9 protein-coding genes and 1 pseudogene are annotated in these 17251 nt (G+C 60.2%); 5 read left to right on the top strand and 5 right to left on the bottom strand.

Going from position 1 to position 17251, the window contains the following annotated elements:
• Positions 1-35: 35 nt before the first annotated feature.
• Positions 36-1178: a DegT/DnrJ/EryC1/StrS family aminotransferase gene (locus BMW74_RS05790; protein ID WP_093416043.1), complete on the bottom strand. Its 1143-nt coding sequence runs from the start codon at positions 1176-1178 to the stop codon at positions 36-38.
• A gap of 361 nt (positions 1179-1539) precedes the next feature.
• On the opposite strand from BMW74_RS05790, the gene BMW74_RS05785 reads away from it, so the two are divergent.
• From BMW74_RS05785 to BMW74_RS05765, 5 genes and pseudogenes are all read left to right on the top strand, one after another.
• Entirely contained in the window at positions 1540-3258 is a 1719-nt protein-coding gene (locus BMW74_RS05785) for a ShlB/FhaC/HecB family hemolysin secretion/activation protein (RefSeq protein ID WP_093414955.1), read from the top strand.
• 40 nt (positions 3259-3298) lie between these two features.
• Positions 3299-11503 (top strand): two-partner secretion domain-containing protein, encoded by an 8205-nt coding sequence (locus BMW74_RS05780; protein ID WP_093414953.1) that lies wholly within the window; start codon positions 3299-3301, stop codon positions 11501-11503.
• Positions 11466-12020 carry a DUF2247 family protein gene (locus tag BMW74_RS05775; RefSeq protein ID WP_093414951.1) on the top strand — a complete coding sequence of 185 codons (555 nt, stop codon included), beginning with the start codon at positions 11466-11468 and terminating at the stop codon, positions 12018-12020. Before BMW74_RS05780 ends, BMW74_RS05775 begins: the two co-directional genes overlap by 38 nt.
• 198 nt (positions 12021-12218) lie before the next feature.
• Positions 12219-12926, top strand: a pseudogene (locus BMW74_RS05770) (transposase).
• Between the two features lie 220 nt (positions 12927-13146).
• Positions 13147-13539, top strand: coding sequence for a DUF2846 domain-containing protein (locus BMW74_RS05765; RefSeq protein WP_175479168.1), 393 nt, complete (start codon positions 13147-13149; stop codon positions 13537-13539).
• Between the two features lie 53 nt (positions 13540-13592).
• Here the strand turns inward: BMW74_RS05765 and BMW74_RS05760 are convergent, their stop codons facing one another.
• The 4 genes from BMW74_RS05760 to BMW74_RS05745 all read right to left on the bottom strand — a co-directional run bounded on the left by BMW74_RS05760 (position 13593) and on the right by BMW74_RS05745 (position 17198).
• Positions 13593-13910: a DUF2388 domain-containing protein gene (locus tag BMW74_RS05760; RefSeq protein ID WP_093414947.1), complete on the bottom strand. Its 318-nt coding sequence runs from the start codon at positions 13908-13910 to the stop codon at positions 13593-13595.
• Positions 13911-13977: 67 nt separating this feature from the next.
• The gene (locus BMW74_RS05755; protein ID WP_093414944.1) at positions 13978-14427 is read right to left on the bottom strand and encodes an NfeD family protein; all 450 of its coding nucleotides are present in this window, start codon (positions 14425-14427) and stop codon (positions 13978-13980) included.
• A 10-nt stretch (positions 14428-14437) separates the two neighbouring features.
• Positions 14438-15355 carry an SPFH domain-containing protein gene (locus BMW74_RS05750; protein ID WP_093414939.1) on the bottom strand — a complete coding sequence of 306 codons (918 nt, stop codon included), beginning with the start codon at positions 15353-15355 and terminating at the stop codon, positions 14438-14440.
• A gap of 70 nt (positions 15356-15425) precedes the next feature.
• The gene (locus BMW74_RS05745; protein WP_093414936.1) at positions 15426-17198 is read right to left on the bottom strand and encodes a type IV pilus assembly ATPase TfpB; all 1773 of its coding nucleotides are present in this window, start codon (positions 17196-17198) and stop codon (positions 15426-15428) included.
• Positions 17199-17251: the final 53 nt, after the last annotated feature.

The following is a 17251-nucleotide window of genomic DNA, read 5'->3' as shown; positions in this document are numbered from 1 at the left end:
AGCGAGACCGGCAAGCCGATCTCGCTCCCACAGGTTTATCCGCGCTGGAGCACTGCCTTCACCGCCGCCACCGAGCGCTCGACATCGCTTTTAGTCATGGTCGAATACATCGGCAATGACACGATCAGCCGCCCGACACGCTCGGCGACCGGGAACATGCCCTCCTTGAACCCGCGCTCGCGGTAGAGGCTCAGCAGGTGGATCGGCGGGTAGTGGTAACCGATGCCGATGCCCAGCTCCTGCATGTGCTGCATAAACGTGGCGCGGGCCGGCAGGCCGTCGGTGCGTTCCGGCAGCACCAGTTGGAACAGGTGCCAGTTGCTCTGGGTGAAATCGGCGGGCGGCAGTTGCGCGCCGTACGTGGCCTCGAAGTCACGGCCAAAACACGCGAAGTAATGCTGGGCCAGCTCGCGGCGGTGCGCGGTGATGGCTTCAAGGTGGGCGAACTGACCCAGGCCGATGGTCGCGGCAATGTCGGTCATGTTGAACTTGCCGCCCAGCACATCCACGTCCAACCCATCGAAACCGTTGCGGGTCACGCCTTGCAGCCGGTACTTCTCCGCCAGTCGCGCCTCTTGGGCATTGTTCAACACCAGGCAGCCGCCTTCCGAGCAGGTGACGTTCTTGTTCGCCTGGAAGCTGAACGACACCATGTCGCCGGTCGCGCCAATCCGCTGGCCGTCCCAGCTCGACCCCAGGGCCTGGGCGGCGTCTTCGACGATGCGCAGGCCATGCTTCTTGGCAATCCCATACAAGCGGTGCATGTCCACCGGCAAGCCGGCCAGGTACACCGGAATAATGGCCTTGGTGCGCGGGGTGATTGCCGCCTCAAGCCGGTCCAGGTCGATGTTGCGGGTGATCGGGTCGATGTCGGCGAACACCGGCGTGGCGCCGACTTCAAGAATCACGTTGGCGGTGGCGACCCACGAGATTGGCGTGGTGATCACTTCATCGCCCGCTCCAATCCCGGCGATACGCAGGGCGATCTCCATGGTGCAGGTGCCCGAGTTGAACGTGCGCACCGGGCGCCCACCGAAAAACTCCGACAGTTGCGCCTCGAAGGCCTGGACCTTCGGCCCGCTGGTGATCCAGCCGGAACGCAGGACATCACCGACGGCGGCAATGGTCGCTTCATCGATGACAGGTTTGGAAAACGGTAGAAACGGCAGTTGGCTCATATCGATCAGGGCACCCGGTTGGCGGACGTTGGTGACGCGCTGCACAGCATGGCTGCGATTGGCCGAAGACGCCAGACCGTGCGAGCAGCGGAGTGATGTTGCCTGAGTCGAGTTGAACGGCGGCTGACCGATGATGAGCGGTGTGGACTACGCGCATGGGGATCGTCATGTAGTGAGTTCCTGCGCGGCGGTGTTGGATTTCCATTCAGGCGGGTAGGGAACTTCTAGGTTTTTTAAGAAAGATCCTAAATCCAACGCTCCGACAACGCTTGATACTTGCGCGCTCTGGGAATCCTTGCGCGACTAGCCCGCAGGGGTTCCTCCAAAGGACTGTCGCTGACGCGCCATGGATGGAATCAACATGCGGGTATGTCACCTCTGGGTGAGGTCGTTTTCTTTTGTACTGCTCAGCAGTTTGGGTGGGTTGAGCACGGCCTTGGCCGCGCCTGCGTTGACGCCCGGCGATCAAGACCTGATCCGCGAACGGCAGGACCGCTTGCTGCAAGAGCAGCGCCGTCGGCTTGAAGAACTCAAGGAGCTGCCCGGCAAAGAAACCGCTCCCACGGCGCCGGCAATGCCGACTGACAGCCGTTGTTTCCCCATCCAGCAGATCCAGATCAACGGCGCCGATCAGCTGTCCGAGCCTGATCGCCAGCAACTGACCCGCCCGTACCAAGGCCAGTGCCTGGGCACCTCCCAGCTCAATGAACTGCTCAAGGTCATCACCCACCGTTACATCGATAAAGGGCTGGTGACCAGTCGCGCCTACTTGCCGCAGCAGGACTTGTCCACCGGGCAATTGAGTGTGCTGGTGGTCGAGGGGAAGCTGGAAAGAATCCAGGCCACGCCCGACAGTGGGCTGTCGACCCGCGAGCTGGTCATGACCTTTCCCGGTCAGGCAGGGGCGCTGCTAAACCTGCGTGAAATCGAGCAGATGGTTGATCAGCTCAACCGCCTGCCGTCCAACCAAGCCCAGATGGAACTCAGCCCCGGCGCAGCGCCAGGGGGCAGCGATGTGCTGGTCAAGAACACCCCGCAAAAGCCCTGGCGTGCCTCGCTGTCACGCAGCAACGACGGCCAGGACAGCACCGGCGAACAGCAATGGGGCACGTCGCTGGACTGGGACAGCCCACTGGGCCTGGCGGATCAACTGTCGCTGCGTGGCGGTCATGATGCGGTCAGCGACCACCAGCGCACCTCCAGCAATGCCTTTATGAATTACAACCTGCCGTGGGGCTGGTGGAACTTCAACTACAGCTACAGCCAGAGCGATTACCGCTCCCAGGCGCAGGCCAACGGTTATGGCTTCAAGCAAACCGGCGACAGCCAGACCCAGCAACTGCGCGCCGAGCGGGTGGTCCATCGCGATGCGATGAGCAAGACCTCGCTCAACGCTGGCCTGTCCCACCTGCGCACCAACAACTTCATCGAAAACAGCAAGCTGGCGACCAGCAGCAACCGCCTCAGCGAAGCGCAGTTGGGTGTCAACCACGGCCGGCGCATCGGCAGTGCCTTCGTCAACCTCGATCTCGGTATGCAGCACGGCATCGGCGCGTTCGGGGCGCAGGGCGATCACGACCTGCACGCCGGCGAGCCCACCGCGCGCTATCGCAAGTACACCGCGACGCTGAGCTACTTGCAGCCGTTCGAGCTGTGGGGCGAGTCCTTGAGCTTCAGCAGCCTGGCCACCGGGCAGCGCAGCGAGGACGTGCTGTTCAGTTCCCAGCGCACGAGCCTGGGTGGCCTGGGTTCGGTGCGCGGCTACAAGGACCAGTCGCTGTCCGGTGACAGCGGCGGTTACTGGCGCAACGACCTGCGCTGGAGTCGCCCGGTGAGCTGGCCGTGGTTGCGCCCATTGCTGAGCGAGTACGGCACCAGCCTGGGTTACGACCAGGGCGTGATCCAGAACGATCGCTACAACGGCGATTACCACGGACGGGTGTCCAGCAGCTCGCTGGAACTGTTCGCCCGAGGCGCCTACCTGGCCACCAGCGTGACCTTCGCCCATTCGCTGGAGCGCCCCGACGCGCTGACCGGGCGCGAAGCCCCAATCTATTTCAGCCTCAGTTTTTTCCTGTAGCCATTAGCGGCTACCCGCTGCGCTTTGTGAGAGTTCCAACATGGACGTCCGTCAGTTTGCCTTCCTGGTTCGCCAACCCTCCGCCGCCCTGTTGAGCCGCGAACGGTTCTGGGGCATGCCCAAGCGGGGGTTGGCGTTGCTGTTGGCCAACGCCATGTTCTGGCAGCCGTTGTGGGCGCTGGCCGACGGCATCGTCGTCAGTGCGCCGGGCACCTCCCAGGACCGGGCCGGCAATGGCGTGCCGATTATCAACATCGCCGCGCCCAACGCCAGCGGGCTGTCGCACAACCAGTTCCGCGACTACAACGTCGGCAGCGAAGGCCTGATCCTCAACAACGCCACCGGCCGTACCCAGTCCACCCAACTGGGCGGGATCATCCTCGGCAACCAACACCTCAACGGCAAGGCCGCCAGCACCATCCTCAACGAAGTCAACGGCGGCAATCCCAGCCAACTGCGCGGCTACACCGAAGTGGCCGGGCAAGCGGCGCGGGTGATCGTCGCCAACCCGTACGGCATCAGTTGCAACGGCTGCGGCTTCATCAACACCCCACGCGTCACCCTCACCACCGGTAAACCCATCCTGAACAACGGCCGCCTCGACCACTTCCAGGTCGATGGCGGCAACGTCGCCATCGAGGGCGCCGGCCTTAATGCCAGCAACGTCGACAGCTTCGAAATCATCACCCGCAGCGCGCAGATCAACGCCGAGATACAGGCCAAGCAACTGACCCTCATCGCCGGCCGCAACGACGTCGACGCCCAGACCCTCAACGCCACCGCTCGCACCGCTGACGGCAGCGCTCAACCGCAACTGGCCATCGACAGCTCGGCGCTGGGCGGCATGTACGCCGGCGCGATCAAGCTGGTGGGCACCGAAGCCGGTGTCGGCGTGCGCTTGGCCGGCAACATGGCCGCCAGTGGCGGCGATATCCAGATCGATGCCAACGGCCACTTGAGCATGGTCCAAGTCGCGTCCGCCAATGCCATCAACGTCAAGGCGGCCAGCCTCGATGCCCAGGGCCCGGTCTACGCCGGCACCTCGCTGGACATCCAAACCCGCGACGCCCTGAACAACCAGCAAAGCCTGGCCGCCCGTGATCGCATCAGCCTCGGCGCCGGCGGGCAGTTGAGCAACAGCGGGATTATTGAGGCGGGGGTGAATGGGGATAACAGTCGTAATGCCGGCGGCGATCTCAGTCTCAACGCCCAGTCGCTCGACAACACCGGCAGCCTGTTGGCGAGCCGCTCGCTAGCGGTTCAGTCAGCAACGCAGGTGGACAACCGCAACGGCATCATCCAAGGGCGTAACGTCACGCTGAGCGCCGCGCGGTTGCTCAACCAGGGCGCGAATGCACGGATCTTCGGCGAAGCCAGCCTGGCCTTCAATGCGCCGGCCATCGTCAACCTGAACGGCTTGATCCGCTTTGCCGATGGTCAGGCGGCAAGCCTGATCCTCGACAGCTTGGATAACCGTCAAGGGCGTATCGAAATGGCGGGCGGCAGCTTGACGTTCAACGCCCGGGAGCTGAGCAACAGCGGCGGCAGCCTGATCGCCGGGCGCCTGGACCTTGAGACCCGTCAACTCGACAACCGCAATGGCTTGATCGCCGCCAGCCAGGGCGCCGCCCAGGTCACGGCCAGCGAACGCCTGGACAATGGCCACGGCAAGATCCAGGCCCGGACGACCCTGAACGTGTCGGGCGGTGAGCTGATCAATCAGGGCGCAACCTTGGTCGCCGATCAGGTTCACCTCACAGGGACGCGCCTGGACAACAGCCAGCAGGGGCTCATCAGTACCGAGCACGGCGCCGTGGCCCTCACCCTTGATGACGAGTTCAATAACCAGGGCGGCAAGGTCCAGGCTGCGGGTCAACTGACGGTCAACGCCCAGCGCATCGACAACCGCAACGCCAGCCTGACCGGCCAAACCCTTGAGCTGGTCAGTCGCGGCCAGCTCGACAATCGCCAAGGCACGATGGCCGCTGACAACAGCGTGATCACCACCCAGAATCTGGACAACCGCCAAGGCCTGATCCAGGGATCCAGTCAGCTCACCCTCAACGCCCGCGACCTGGACAACACCGAGGGTAAGCTGCTCGGTGGCACCCTCGATGCGACCCTTGCCAACCTGACAAACACCCACGGCACCCTCAGTGCCGAAACGGGGCCGCTCAGGTTGATGGTCAATCAACACCTGAACAATGCCTTGGGCCGTTTGCAAGCCAGCCGCGCTGACGTGGACATCCGGGCTGCCAGTATCGACAACCGCGAAGGGGTCGTGGCCGGTCAACAACTGCGCTTGATGGCCCTGAACGGGAACCTGGATAACCGTCGTGGGCGGATCATCGGTGACGGTCTTGAGCTGCACGCGGCCAGTTTCGACAACCGAGAAGGCGGGCTGCTCGCCGCCGGTGTCGACGGTGCGCGGCTGATCCTCAAGCACAGCACGGCCGGCCAGTCAGAGCTACTCAATAGCAACGGACGGATTCAAAGTGATACCGGACTGTTCATCGATGGCGATGCTGTCGATAACAGCGCAGGAGTCCTGCTCGGCAACACCATCAAGGTCACTGCCCATCAGTTGGACAACAACGACAAGGGCGGCATCGTCAGCCAGGGTGGGGACATCGAGCTGAATGTTTCCGGGGTGTTCAGCAACGTCACGGGGGTGGTCGATGCCGGTGAACAGCGTTTACTGCTCGCGTCACTCGATCAACTCGATAACCGCGGCGGCACCTTGCGTGGCAAGCGCGTGGACATCGACAGCACGACGATCGACAACCGCGACCAAGGCCAGATCGTCGCGGGTATCGATGGCCTGCGCATCGTCAGCGCAGACCTGTACAACCAACAAGGCATCATCGTTGCCAACGGCGGCCAGGCCGACCTGGCATTGGGGCAAGGCACGCTGCACAACCAGGGCGGGACGCTCCAGGCCGATAGCGTGGCGATCAGCGCCGCTGAACTCGATAACCGCGTCGTGGATGGCAAGGCGGGCTTGATCAGCAGCCTGCGGGGCAACCTGGCGCTGACCGTGACTCGCGTGATCAACCAGGGCGGCAAGCTGTTCGCCAAGGACACCGTGAGTTTTAACGGCTCAAGCCTGGACAACGCCGGTGGAGAACTCAGCGGCACGCGGTTGGCGCTGAACGCGGTCAACCAGATCCACAACCAGGGCGGCCTGATCGAGTCGGCCAGCGACCTGAGTCTCACCAGCGACCACTTGGACAACAGTGCCGGTGGACAGCTGCGTGCGCTGGGCGGTGCGTCCACCCGGATCGCCCTAAGCGGCAAGCTGAACAACCACGACGGCCTGATCGAAGTCGGCAGTCAACACCTGACGCTGGTGGCCGATCAGCTCGACAGCAGCGACGGTAACGTGCGTCACGCCGGACAGGGCGTGTTCAGCCTTGACCTGAACCACCTGGCGGCGACGCAAGGCAACCTCACGGGCCAGGGCTCGGGCAACTGGGCGGTGGGTTCGGTCAATGGGGTGGGTAACTGGCAACTCAACGGTGGTCTGACGTACACCAGCGCACAGGACCTGACCCTCAACGCGGGCGAGCGTATCGCCAGTGCGTCAGACCTGAGCCTGACTGTCGCGAGCCTGACCAACGCCGGCGAGTTGCTCAGCGACGGTACGCTGTCGCTGACATTGGCCGGCAACCTGATCAATCGCGGTCGACTGTCGGCTCAGCAGCAACTGTTGGTGAGTGCCCATGACCTGATCCAGCAGGATGGCCGGCTGGTCAGTGGGGGGGATACGGTGTTGACCCTGCGTGGCACCCTCGACAACCTCGGCCGATTGATCGCCAATCAGCAACTGACCATCAACGCGGCCCGAATCGACAACCGTGGCACGCTGGGCGCGCAAGGCAACGCGCTGCTGCGGGCCAGCAACGGCATCCACAACGGCCCGGACACGCTGCTGTTCAGTGGCGGTACGCTGGACCTGCGCGGTAACAGCCTGAGCAACGATTACGGTGACATCTACAGCCAGGGCGACCTGACGTTCGCCGCGCTCGACGGCGGCCGCGCAGCCACCTTCAGCAACCTGTCGGCCACCTTAGAAAGTGCGGGCAACATCACGATCAACGCCGCGTTCGTGGAAAACGCCAAGGCCGAGTTTGAGCTCATCTCCGGGGCAACGTCCGGCAGCCTGAGCTGGAAATGCGGTCAGCACTGTGGCGGTGGTGACGGTTGGAAACGCGGCACCATTACCCAGATCACCGAATTCAACGACACCGTCACCCAGGACTCCCAGGCCTCGCGCTTTGTCGCGGGGAAAAACCTCATCATCCAGGCTGGCCAGGTGGAAAACCGCTACAGCCTGATGGCGGCCAACGGCGACCTGAACCTGACCGCCGACAGCCTGCTCAACCAGGGGGCGGTCTCGCGCTCAGGTCAGCGCGTGGTGATGATCGGTACCCCCGGCCAAATCAGCAACTCGCTGTGGGACCAGATGGAGTTCAGGGACGTTCCCGCGTTCAACGCGGCGACCGCGGCCGGCAACTTTGATGCCGAGCGTTTCGAGGAGTTGGTCGCGCGCTCTTCTGACAGCCGCTTCAGGCTGATGAGTGACGTCACCACCTGGAACGAGAACGGCAATAACGGCTACGCATCGGTGATCCAGGCCGGCGGCGCGGTGAACCTCACGGTGAGCCAGAACATCCAGAACGGCACGCTCTACGAAAACACCTACGAGCAACTGACGGGGTCGTTGGACAACGACCAGACGGCCGCCGTGGGCGGCATCAACATCAACCTGGGTCAGCGCAGCACCGCCACCGATGTCCAGGTAGCCAACGCGGTGGAGCGCATCGAGCGGGTCGGCGCCGATGGTGTGAAATACATCAGCTTCGTGCCAGTCGACTTCACCGGTGTTCCGTTCACCGCCGTCGACCCAACGGCCTCCTCGACCTTCCGTCTGCCGCAGGGACCGTACGGCCTATTTGTACAGAACCCCGACCCGCAAAGCCGCTACCTGATCGAGACCAACTCAGCCCTCACCGACCTCAAGCAGTTCATGAGCTCGGACTACCTGCTCGGCAAGCTCAATTACAACGCCGATGCATTGGCCTACCGCCTGCTCGGCGATGGGCGTTACGAAACCCGCTTGATCAGTGACGCCGTCCTGGCCCAAACCGGCCAGCGCTTCCTGGCGGGTGGGCTGAACGACGACTACGAACAGTTCCGCTACCTGATGGACAACGCGCTGGCGAGCAAGGACGCGTTGCACCTGTCCGTGGGCGTCAGCCTGACAGCTGAACAAATCGCCGCCCTGACTCACGACATCGCCTGGATGGAAGAGCGCATTGTCGATGGCCAAAAGGTCTTGGTACCGGTGCTCTACCTGGCCGATACCGATGTGCGCAACGTGCGCGGTGGCAGCCTGATCCAAGGCCGTGACCTGAACCTGATCACCGGCAACGACTTGATCAACGTCGGCACGCTGCGCGGCAGCGACAACCTGACAGCCGTCACGGGTGGCAGCCTCTACCAAGGCGGCTTGGTACAAGCCAATGAACGCCTGAGCCTGCTTGCACAGGACAGCATTCGTAATGCCCTGGCCGGCGAAATCCTTGGCAACCAGGTCAGCCTCACGACCCTCAAGGGCGACATCGTCAACGACCGGACGGCCATCGCCGTGGCGGAAGGCCAAGGCATGCGCACCCTGATCGACTCGGGCGGCACCATCAGCGCCCGAGAGCACCTGACAATCAGCTCCGCCCAGGACTTGACGAACCGCTCGTCCATCAACAGTGGCGGGGACGCCAGCCTGAGCGCAGAGCGCGATCTCAATCTGCTCGCTACACGTGACCAGCGCGAAATCCACGACAGTCAGGATGGCGGTCATCGCCACACCATCACCACCGACATCGAGAACCTCGCCTCAACCGTCACCAGCGGCGGCGACCTGAGCCTCAGTGCCGGGCGCGACCTCAACGTCATTGCCAGCACCGCCCATGCCGACGGCAACCTGACAGCCGAGGCACAACGCGACATCAACCTGGCTTCAGCCGGCGATGAACACAACGTCGTCACCCACAGCAAGGACGGCAAGGAACGTATCCACGAGGAAGACCGCCACACCACCCAAAGGGCCTCGGAACTCAGTGCCGGCGGCAACGTTGAAACCCTTTCCGGCGCAGACACCACCCTGGTCGCCAGCAAAATCAGCGCCGGGAACGAAGCCTACGTCTACGCCCGCGGCGATCTCAACCTGCTGGCCGCGCAAGACAGCGACTACTCGCTGTATGACATGAAGAAAAAAGGCGGCTGGGGCAGCAAGAAGACCCAGCGCGACGAAGTCACCGATGTGAGAAGCGTGGGCAGCGAAATCAAGGCCGGTGGTGACGTGGTGTTGGTCAGTGGTGGGGACCAGTTGTACCAGGGCGCCAGGCTGGAGGCGGGCAATGATCTGACGCTGGACAGTGGCGGGAGCATTACGTTTGAGGCGGTGAAGGACTCCCATCAGGAAAGCCATGACAAGAGCAGCAATAGCTGGGCATGGACCAGCATGGAGAGCAAAGGCCAGGTTGATGAAACCCTTCGTCAAAGCCAGCTAATCGCCAAGGGTGAGACGCTCATTCGCGCCGTTGATGGCCTGCACATCGACGTTAAAAAAATCAATCAGAAAAGTGTAAGCGAAGCGATTGACGCCATGGTGCAAGCCGATCCGAGCATGGCTTGGCTCAAAGAAGCCGAGGCGCGGGGTGATGTGAACTGGCGCCAAGTCAAAGAGCTGCACGACAGCTGGGATGAAAGCCATTCCGGGATGGGCGGTCCAGCGATGATCATTGTCATCATCCTCGTCACCTACTTCACGGCGGGTGCGGCCTCCGGATTTGTGGGAGCAGGTGCAACGGCTGGCTCCGGTACGGCAATGTCAGCGGGTCTTGCGGCGACGGCAGCGGCGGACGCGGTCGCAGCTGGCTGGGCGAATGCGGCCCTCACTGCGGTAATCACCTCGGCAGCCAGTACGGCAGCGGTCAGCACCATCAACAACAAAGGCAACCTCGGTGCTGCCGTCAAAGACACATTCAGTTCCGATAGCCTCAAAAACTACATCGTCGCTGGAGGTACTGCTGGTCTTACCTCCGGACTGTTCAACGATTGGACAAAGACCAGCACGGGTACAAGTACTGCAGCGACCGACGCCACCAATGGGGTTTTGGCTAACACGGGCCAGGTCGTGGTATCTGCCCCCGGAGGCCTGGGTACCCTGGGAGGCATCGGTCAATTTGCCGCAAATCAGATGCTGCAAAACACAACATCTGCCGTGCTCAATAAGGCATTGGGGCGCGATGGCAGTCTGGGCGATGCCCTGCAAAGCACCTTGGTGAATGCGTTTACCGCCTATGGCTTCAACCTGGTTGGAGATATCGGCGACAAATATCGACTGCCGAGCGGTGAACTAGAGAAGATTGGCTTGCATGCGGTTATGGGGGGCTTGGCTTCCCTTGCTGCGGGCGGTGATTTTAAAACCGGGGCCTTGGCAGCTGGGGTTAACGAAGCCCTAGTCAGTAAGTTGGCTTCGGCCTATTCCGCGATGCCGAAGGCGGAACGGGATCAATTGTTGCTGATGAATTCGCAATTGATCGGGGTGCTGACGACGGCTATCCAAGACCCGACAGCCAGTACGGACAAGCTGCAGACAGGGTCGTGGGTTGCGCAGAATGGAACGCTGTACAACGACTTTGGACACTTTGGTGGAGGTTCTGCGACAGCAGCTGCGAGTCTTGATGCCTATATGGTTGACCAAGGCGCGACACCAGAGCAGAGAGCTGAAGCACTGGGAGCTCAAGCTCGGGGCGATGGCTATGATGGAGTTCAGCCTGCTAATGAGTTCGTCAAAGCTTGGGCTATGTTCGTGGGGGGAGAGGCTCTCGGTTTAGGGGTCGGGGCTGGGGTAGGGGTTGCGTTAGTTACAAGAGGTATCGGTGGTATCGCAGATAAAATACTATCAGCCTCACGTGTTGGCAGCGGGTTAAAAGATGATATGTCGCATATCGCAGCGAGTTATCTTACGAAAGAGCAACTTTCCGCCGGTAAAATATTTGCACTTAGAGGTAATGATGGTGTTGAGCGAACGTTGCTCCAAACTTCAGGCGGACTAAACGGGAAGCCGGGGGTGTATGAGTATATTCTTGATCCGAAAGGGGTTGTGACACATCAGCGCTTCATTGAGAATGGAGTGATAAATGGTATCCCTAATCAGCGCCCAGCAAAGGTTAGATAATATGTATTATCCAGTTATTCCATACTCGTTTATCTATGAAAACGCATGTCTGTGTTGGCGAGATGTACTTTGGGGTTATTTGCATAATCTTGTCGACTGGAAATTTGTCGTCGGAATTGCAGACTATCATGTGTCTAGTGGTTCGTATGAGATGTTAGAGGTTGATCTGATTTGTCTGGGTGGTACTGATATCCAGGAAATAGAAAGTAAGTTGCATGTTCTTGGCAGAAAAGATTCTGGGGTGATTCGCATCGACTCTAAAAGCAAGTGGTTGTTTGTTGCTCTTAAGTGGGTGTATGAAAATAAAGAGGACTATCTTGATCCGCTTGGAGAGGTTGAGTTGCTTTATGAAGAGTTTGATTTTCCATCTGAAGTAGAAGGATTTGTGCGTTATATGCCGCTTGCTGATGATTGTAATCATAAGGATTCTGGCCGTAAGGGAAATTTAAAAAAAATATTTAATTGCTGGTCTGATTACTTGAATCGAATGGAGGATCTTCTGAAAGAAGAAAGGTGATAGGCCGGAAAGATGTGGATTTATTTTTCGGAAAGAGACTAAAAAGGGGACGGATTTGAATGGCACTTACTTAGCAGATAACTAGCTGATGTGACTGTAAAAGGAAAAAGGGGACAGATTTGGGAAAAAGGGGACAGATTTATTTAATTGTAGATTCTGCTTCGCTAGATTGAGAGCTTCCAAGGAAGGAGGTTGTTTATGCCAAGAATGGGGCGAATTGCTTTGCCGAATTACCCGCATCACATTGTGTAGCGAGGTCATAACCGCCAGGTAGTATTTGCTATTGCTGAGGATTATCAGCGTTATCTGATGGATCTGCGTGAACTAAAGGATGCATTTGGGATAAAAGTCTATGCTTACTGTTTGATGACTAACTATGTCCATTTATTACTGGCCCCAGGTGATTCGGTGGCAGGACTTGGGCAGTTGATGAAGTCGCTTGCTGCGCGTGCCACTCGCTACCGTAATCGGTTGGAGGGTCGTACCGGTACGTTATGGGAGAGTCGGTACAAGTCCAGTGTTGTGCAGTCTGATACTTATCTATTGGCATGTTGTCGCTATATTGAGTTGAATCCGGTTCGTGCTTGTATGGTTGCTGATGCTGTGGACTATCCATGGTCTAGTTATTGGGCCCGCGTAAGTGAAATGCCAGATAGTCATTGGTTGGATATTGATGAATGTTTCTCCGTATTGGGTGATAGCTCCGTGGAACGACGGAGGAACTATGAAAATTTTGTGCGGCAAGCCGTTCCCGGCGAAGAGATAAGGCTTATTCGTGAAGCATTGCAACGTGGTCAATTGACAGGGACGAAGCGTTTCGTCGATGAAATAGAGCGGATTGCGGGGCTTCGAATAATTCATCGAGGTCAGGGCAGACCTAAAGGTAAGATGGAAACGAGAAAATAAATCTGTCCTCTTTTTTCTGCTTTTTTCCAGTTTTAGCGTTCCACCCAGCATTCCGAAAAAAACCGCTTCAGATCTATTGTCTGCAGCCGAAAACTGTATTGCGAATAAAGAGTTACACCCACCAAGGATGATCAAAATGATCAGGATGTTTTGCAAGACCGCTGTCATTTTCTCGGTTGCACTGCTGTACGGCTGCGCCTCCTCTCCATCGATGGAAGCGATGCAAGCGGATGTCGCGCAGTACACGCTGCCCAAGCCTGCGGTAGCTGATAAGGGGTTGGTGTATGTCGTTCGCCCCAGCAATGCCGGGATGATGGTCCGCTTTAACGTTTTCCTTGATGACAAGGAAGCAGACTCGGAGATGGGTTACAACCGAGGTAACCAATACATTTACTTCTATGTGACGCCAGGTCAGCACGTGATCAGCTCCAAGGCCGAAAATTGGGCTGATGCCAATGTCACGGTCAAGGCTGGTGAAGTCATTTACTTGAAGCAAGAAGTAGAAATCGGTGTGGTTATGGCCCGCAATAGCTTGAAGGTTTTGAGCGAAGTGGAAGGCCAGTATCTGGTTAAAGATGCCGCACTCGGGACGGTTGCCAAAGAGAGCAAGTAAGCCCCGCAAAAAAATGCCGCTCAATCGAGCGGCATTTTTGCCTCTTTAACCGCTTACTCCTGCGCCACTGCATTCTTCGCCAGGATGGCGTTAGCCAGTTCCATATCCGTGGCCTTCAACCCCGGGTTGTCGGCGCGGACTTTTTGCATGGCCGACTCCAGGAAGGGTCCACGGATGGCGCCGTCGCTGGCGACGAAGCTGCCGGCGTCGTCCTGGGCGGCGACGACCATTTTGTGGTCCTTGAAGGTCAGGTAGGTGGACGCGGTGGTTGCGCCTGAAGAGATGATGTCTCGCCAGAAGCTGTCGGCCATGACGGGGCCGGCAGACAGGGTCAGTAGGGTGAGGGTCGCGGTGGCGAGTTTGAGGTGCATGATGGGGACTCCAAGTTGGGTGATCTAACGGGTTGGATTGCAGATCACCCAAACGAGTTCCATGCCCTCAGTCGGCGGGTTCGACTTGGATGATCACGCCGTCCAGGCCCGTTACCCGGACTCTGGCTCCGACGGGGGCGTCAGGCCCCTTGGCCATCCACACGCCGTCGGCGACCTTGATCTTGCCGCGCCCGTCGACGATCGCCTGGTGTACCGGGAAGACCTTGCCGATCAGTTCCTGGCCACGCAGGTTGAGGTTCGGTTGATCGCTGACCCGTACCGCGCTGCGCTGGCGTCGCCACCAGTACAGGGCGGTCAGGATCGACAGCAGGCCGAACAGCAGGATCTGCATCTCCCAGGACAGGCCCGGCATCACGAAGGTCAACACGCCCACCGCCGTAGCGGCCAGGCCGATCCACAGCAAGTAGCCGCCGGCGCCGAACACTTCGAGGATCAGCAGGACGGTGCCCAGCGCCAGCCAGTCCCAATACGACAGATGTTGCAGGAATGCCCACATAGCGCGTGCCTCAGGCCTTCTTGTCGAAGGTGGCCTTGACGATCTCGCCAATACCGCCCACAGCGCCGATCACCGAGCTGGCTTCCAGCGGCATCAGGATCACTTTGCTGTTGTTGGCCGAGGCGAGCTTGCCCAGGGCGTCGATGTACTTCTGGGCAACGAAGTAGTTCACCGCCTGCACGTTACCGGTGGCGATGGCCTCGGATACGACCTTGGTGGCCTGTGCTTCAGCTTCGGCTTGACGCTCGCGGGCTTCGGATTCGAGGAACGCGGCCTGACGGCTACCTTCGGCTTCGAGGATCTGTGCCTGCTTCTTGCCCTCGGCGGTGAGGATCGCCGAGGCTCGCAGGCCTTCGGCTTCGAGGATCTGTGCACGCTTGATCCGCTCGGCTTTCATCTGCCCGGACATGGCCGCCATCAGGTCAGCCGGTGGGCTGATGTCCTTGATTTCGATCCGGGTGATCTTGATGCCCCACGGTGCGGTGGCTTCGTCCACGGTGCGCAGCAGTTTTTCGTTGATACCGTCACGCTGGCTGAGCATCGCGTCGAGCTCCATCGAGCCGAGCACGGTGCGGATGTTGGTTTGCAGCAGGTTGCGGATGGCGTGTTCGAGGTTGTTCACCTCGTAGGCGGCCTGCGCGGTATTGACCACCTGGAAGAAGCACACGGCGTCGATCTGTACCGTGGCGTTGTCGGCGGTGATGACTTCCTGTGGCGGGATGTCCAGCACGCTTTCCATGACGTTGATCTTGCGCCCGATGCGGTCCATCACGGGGATGATGATGTTCAGGCCCGGCTTGAGGGTGTTGGTGTAGCGGCCGAAACGTTCGACGGTCCATTGGTAGCCCTGGGGGACGACCTTGAAGCCCATGAACAGGATGGCGACCACCAGGCCGAGAAACAGTAGAAGTACGGTACCGATTTGCATGAAAAGTCCCTATTCGATCTGTGGAAATACCAACGATGAGTGTACCGGGGCAAACCGGGACTGGGCAGTATTAGTTATTGACATTATGTGGCGTCACCCGCAGCACTTCTTCGACGCTGGTCAGCCCTGCCACGACCTTTTCCGCGCCGGCTGATCGCAAGCTGCGCATGCCTTCATTGCACGCCTGGCGGCGGATGGCCGATAGCGGGGTGTCGGCGCTGATCAATGCCCTGAGGGAATCGCTCATGTGCATGATCTCGTAGACCGCGGTACGCCCGTGATAGCCGGTGTCGCGGCACTCCGCGCAGCCGACGGCGCGCCGGGCGTTGCTGGGCAACGGTGGTTGCCGGGCGTCAGTCAGGGCTTGCCAGGCGGCTTCGTCCAGGGCCCACGGTGCCTTGCAGTCCGGGCACAGGATTCGCACCAGGCGCTGGGCCATCACACCGAGCAAGGTGGCCTTGATCAGGTAGGGCGCCACGCCGAGCTCCAGCAGGCGGCTGATGGCGCTTGGCGCGTCGTTGGTGTGCAGGGTCGAGAGCACCAGGTGCCCGGTGAGCGCCGCCTGGATCGCCATTTCGGCGGTTTCCAGGTCGCGGATTTCCCCGATCATGATGATGTCCGGGTCCTGGCGCATCAGTGCGCGCACGCCGCTGGCAAAGGTCAGGTCGATGTTGTGCTGGACCTGCATCTGGTTGAAGGCCGGCTCGACCATCTCGATCGGGTCTTCCAGGGTGCACAGATTGACGTCGGGCGTCGCCAGCTGTTTCAGGGTGGTGTAGAGGGTGCTGGTCTTGCCTGAGCCGGTGGGGCCGGTGACCAGGATGATGCCGTTGGGTTGGCCGGTCATGGCCTGCCAGCGTTGCAGGTCGTGCGCTGAAAAGCCCAGTTGATCGAAGTCCTTGAGCAGCACTTGGGGGTCGAAGATGCGCATCACCATTTTTTCGCCGAAGGCGGTGGGCAGTGTCGACAGCCGCAGTTCCACTTCGCGGCCCTCTGGCGTCTTGGTCTTGATTCGACCGTCCTGGGGTTTGCGTTTTTCCGCCAGGTTCATCCGCCCCAGGCTTTTCAGGCGACTGACCACCGCCAGTGTCACCTGGGGCGGCAGTTGATAGACGGTGTGCAGCACACCGTCGATGCGAAAGCGCACGCCGCCTTGCTCGCGCCGGGGCTCGATGTGGATGTCGCTGGCACGCTGGCTGAAGGCGTACTGGAACAGCCAGTCGACGATGTTGACGATGTGCGCGTCGTTGGCGTCCGGCTCCTGGTCACTGGCGCCGAGGTTGAGCAATTGCTCGACGTTGCCCAGGGTGTTGAGGGTCGGCTGGGCGTGGCTGGCGCCGCTGACTGACTGGGCCAGGCGATAGAACTCCACGCTGTAGCGCTGGATGTCCACCGGGTTGGCCACCACCCGCTTGATCGGTCGTTGCAGGACGTGGGCCAGGTCCGCTTCCCAACTGCGCACATGGGGTTGGGCGCTGGCGATGGTGACAGCGTCGCGGTCGATGGCCAGGGCAAGGATCTTGTGGCGCTGGGCAAAGGCGTAGGACATCAGTGGGGTAATGTGGGCGACGTTGATTTTCAGGGGGTCGATACGTACGTACGGTTGGTTGCAATGGTGCGCCAGCCATTGGGTCAGGCTCTCCAGCCCCAGGGGCCTACCCGGGCAGCGCAAGTCGTCGAGGTGCAGGTTGGCGAGTCGTTCCAGCGGATGGTTGGCGCTGTCGCGGTGGCCGGCCAATGCGTGTTCGGCGTTGTCCTGGCTGATAATCCCCTGGCGAAGCAGTTCGCGCAGTACGTCGTGCAGATCCAGCCAGCGATCCGGGGTGGCAGGTTGGGCAGGCATTTGGGTTCCTTGGGTAAAACGCTCCTTGCGACCCAAGCGTAGTGCTCGCCCTG

Origin of the sequence: Pseudomonas sp. ok272, assembly GCF_900109995.1 — a bacterium.
In the GTDB taxonomy this organism is placed as follows: Bacteria; Pseudomonadota; Gammaproteobacteria; order Pseudomonadales; family Pseudomonadaceae; genus Aquipseudomonas.
The sequence above is the reverse complement of the archived record's forward strand: the minus strand, read 5'-3'. Positions and strand labels throughout refer to the sequence as shown.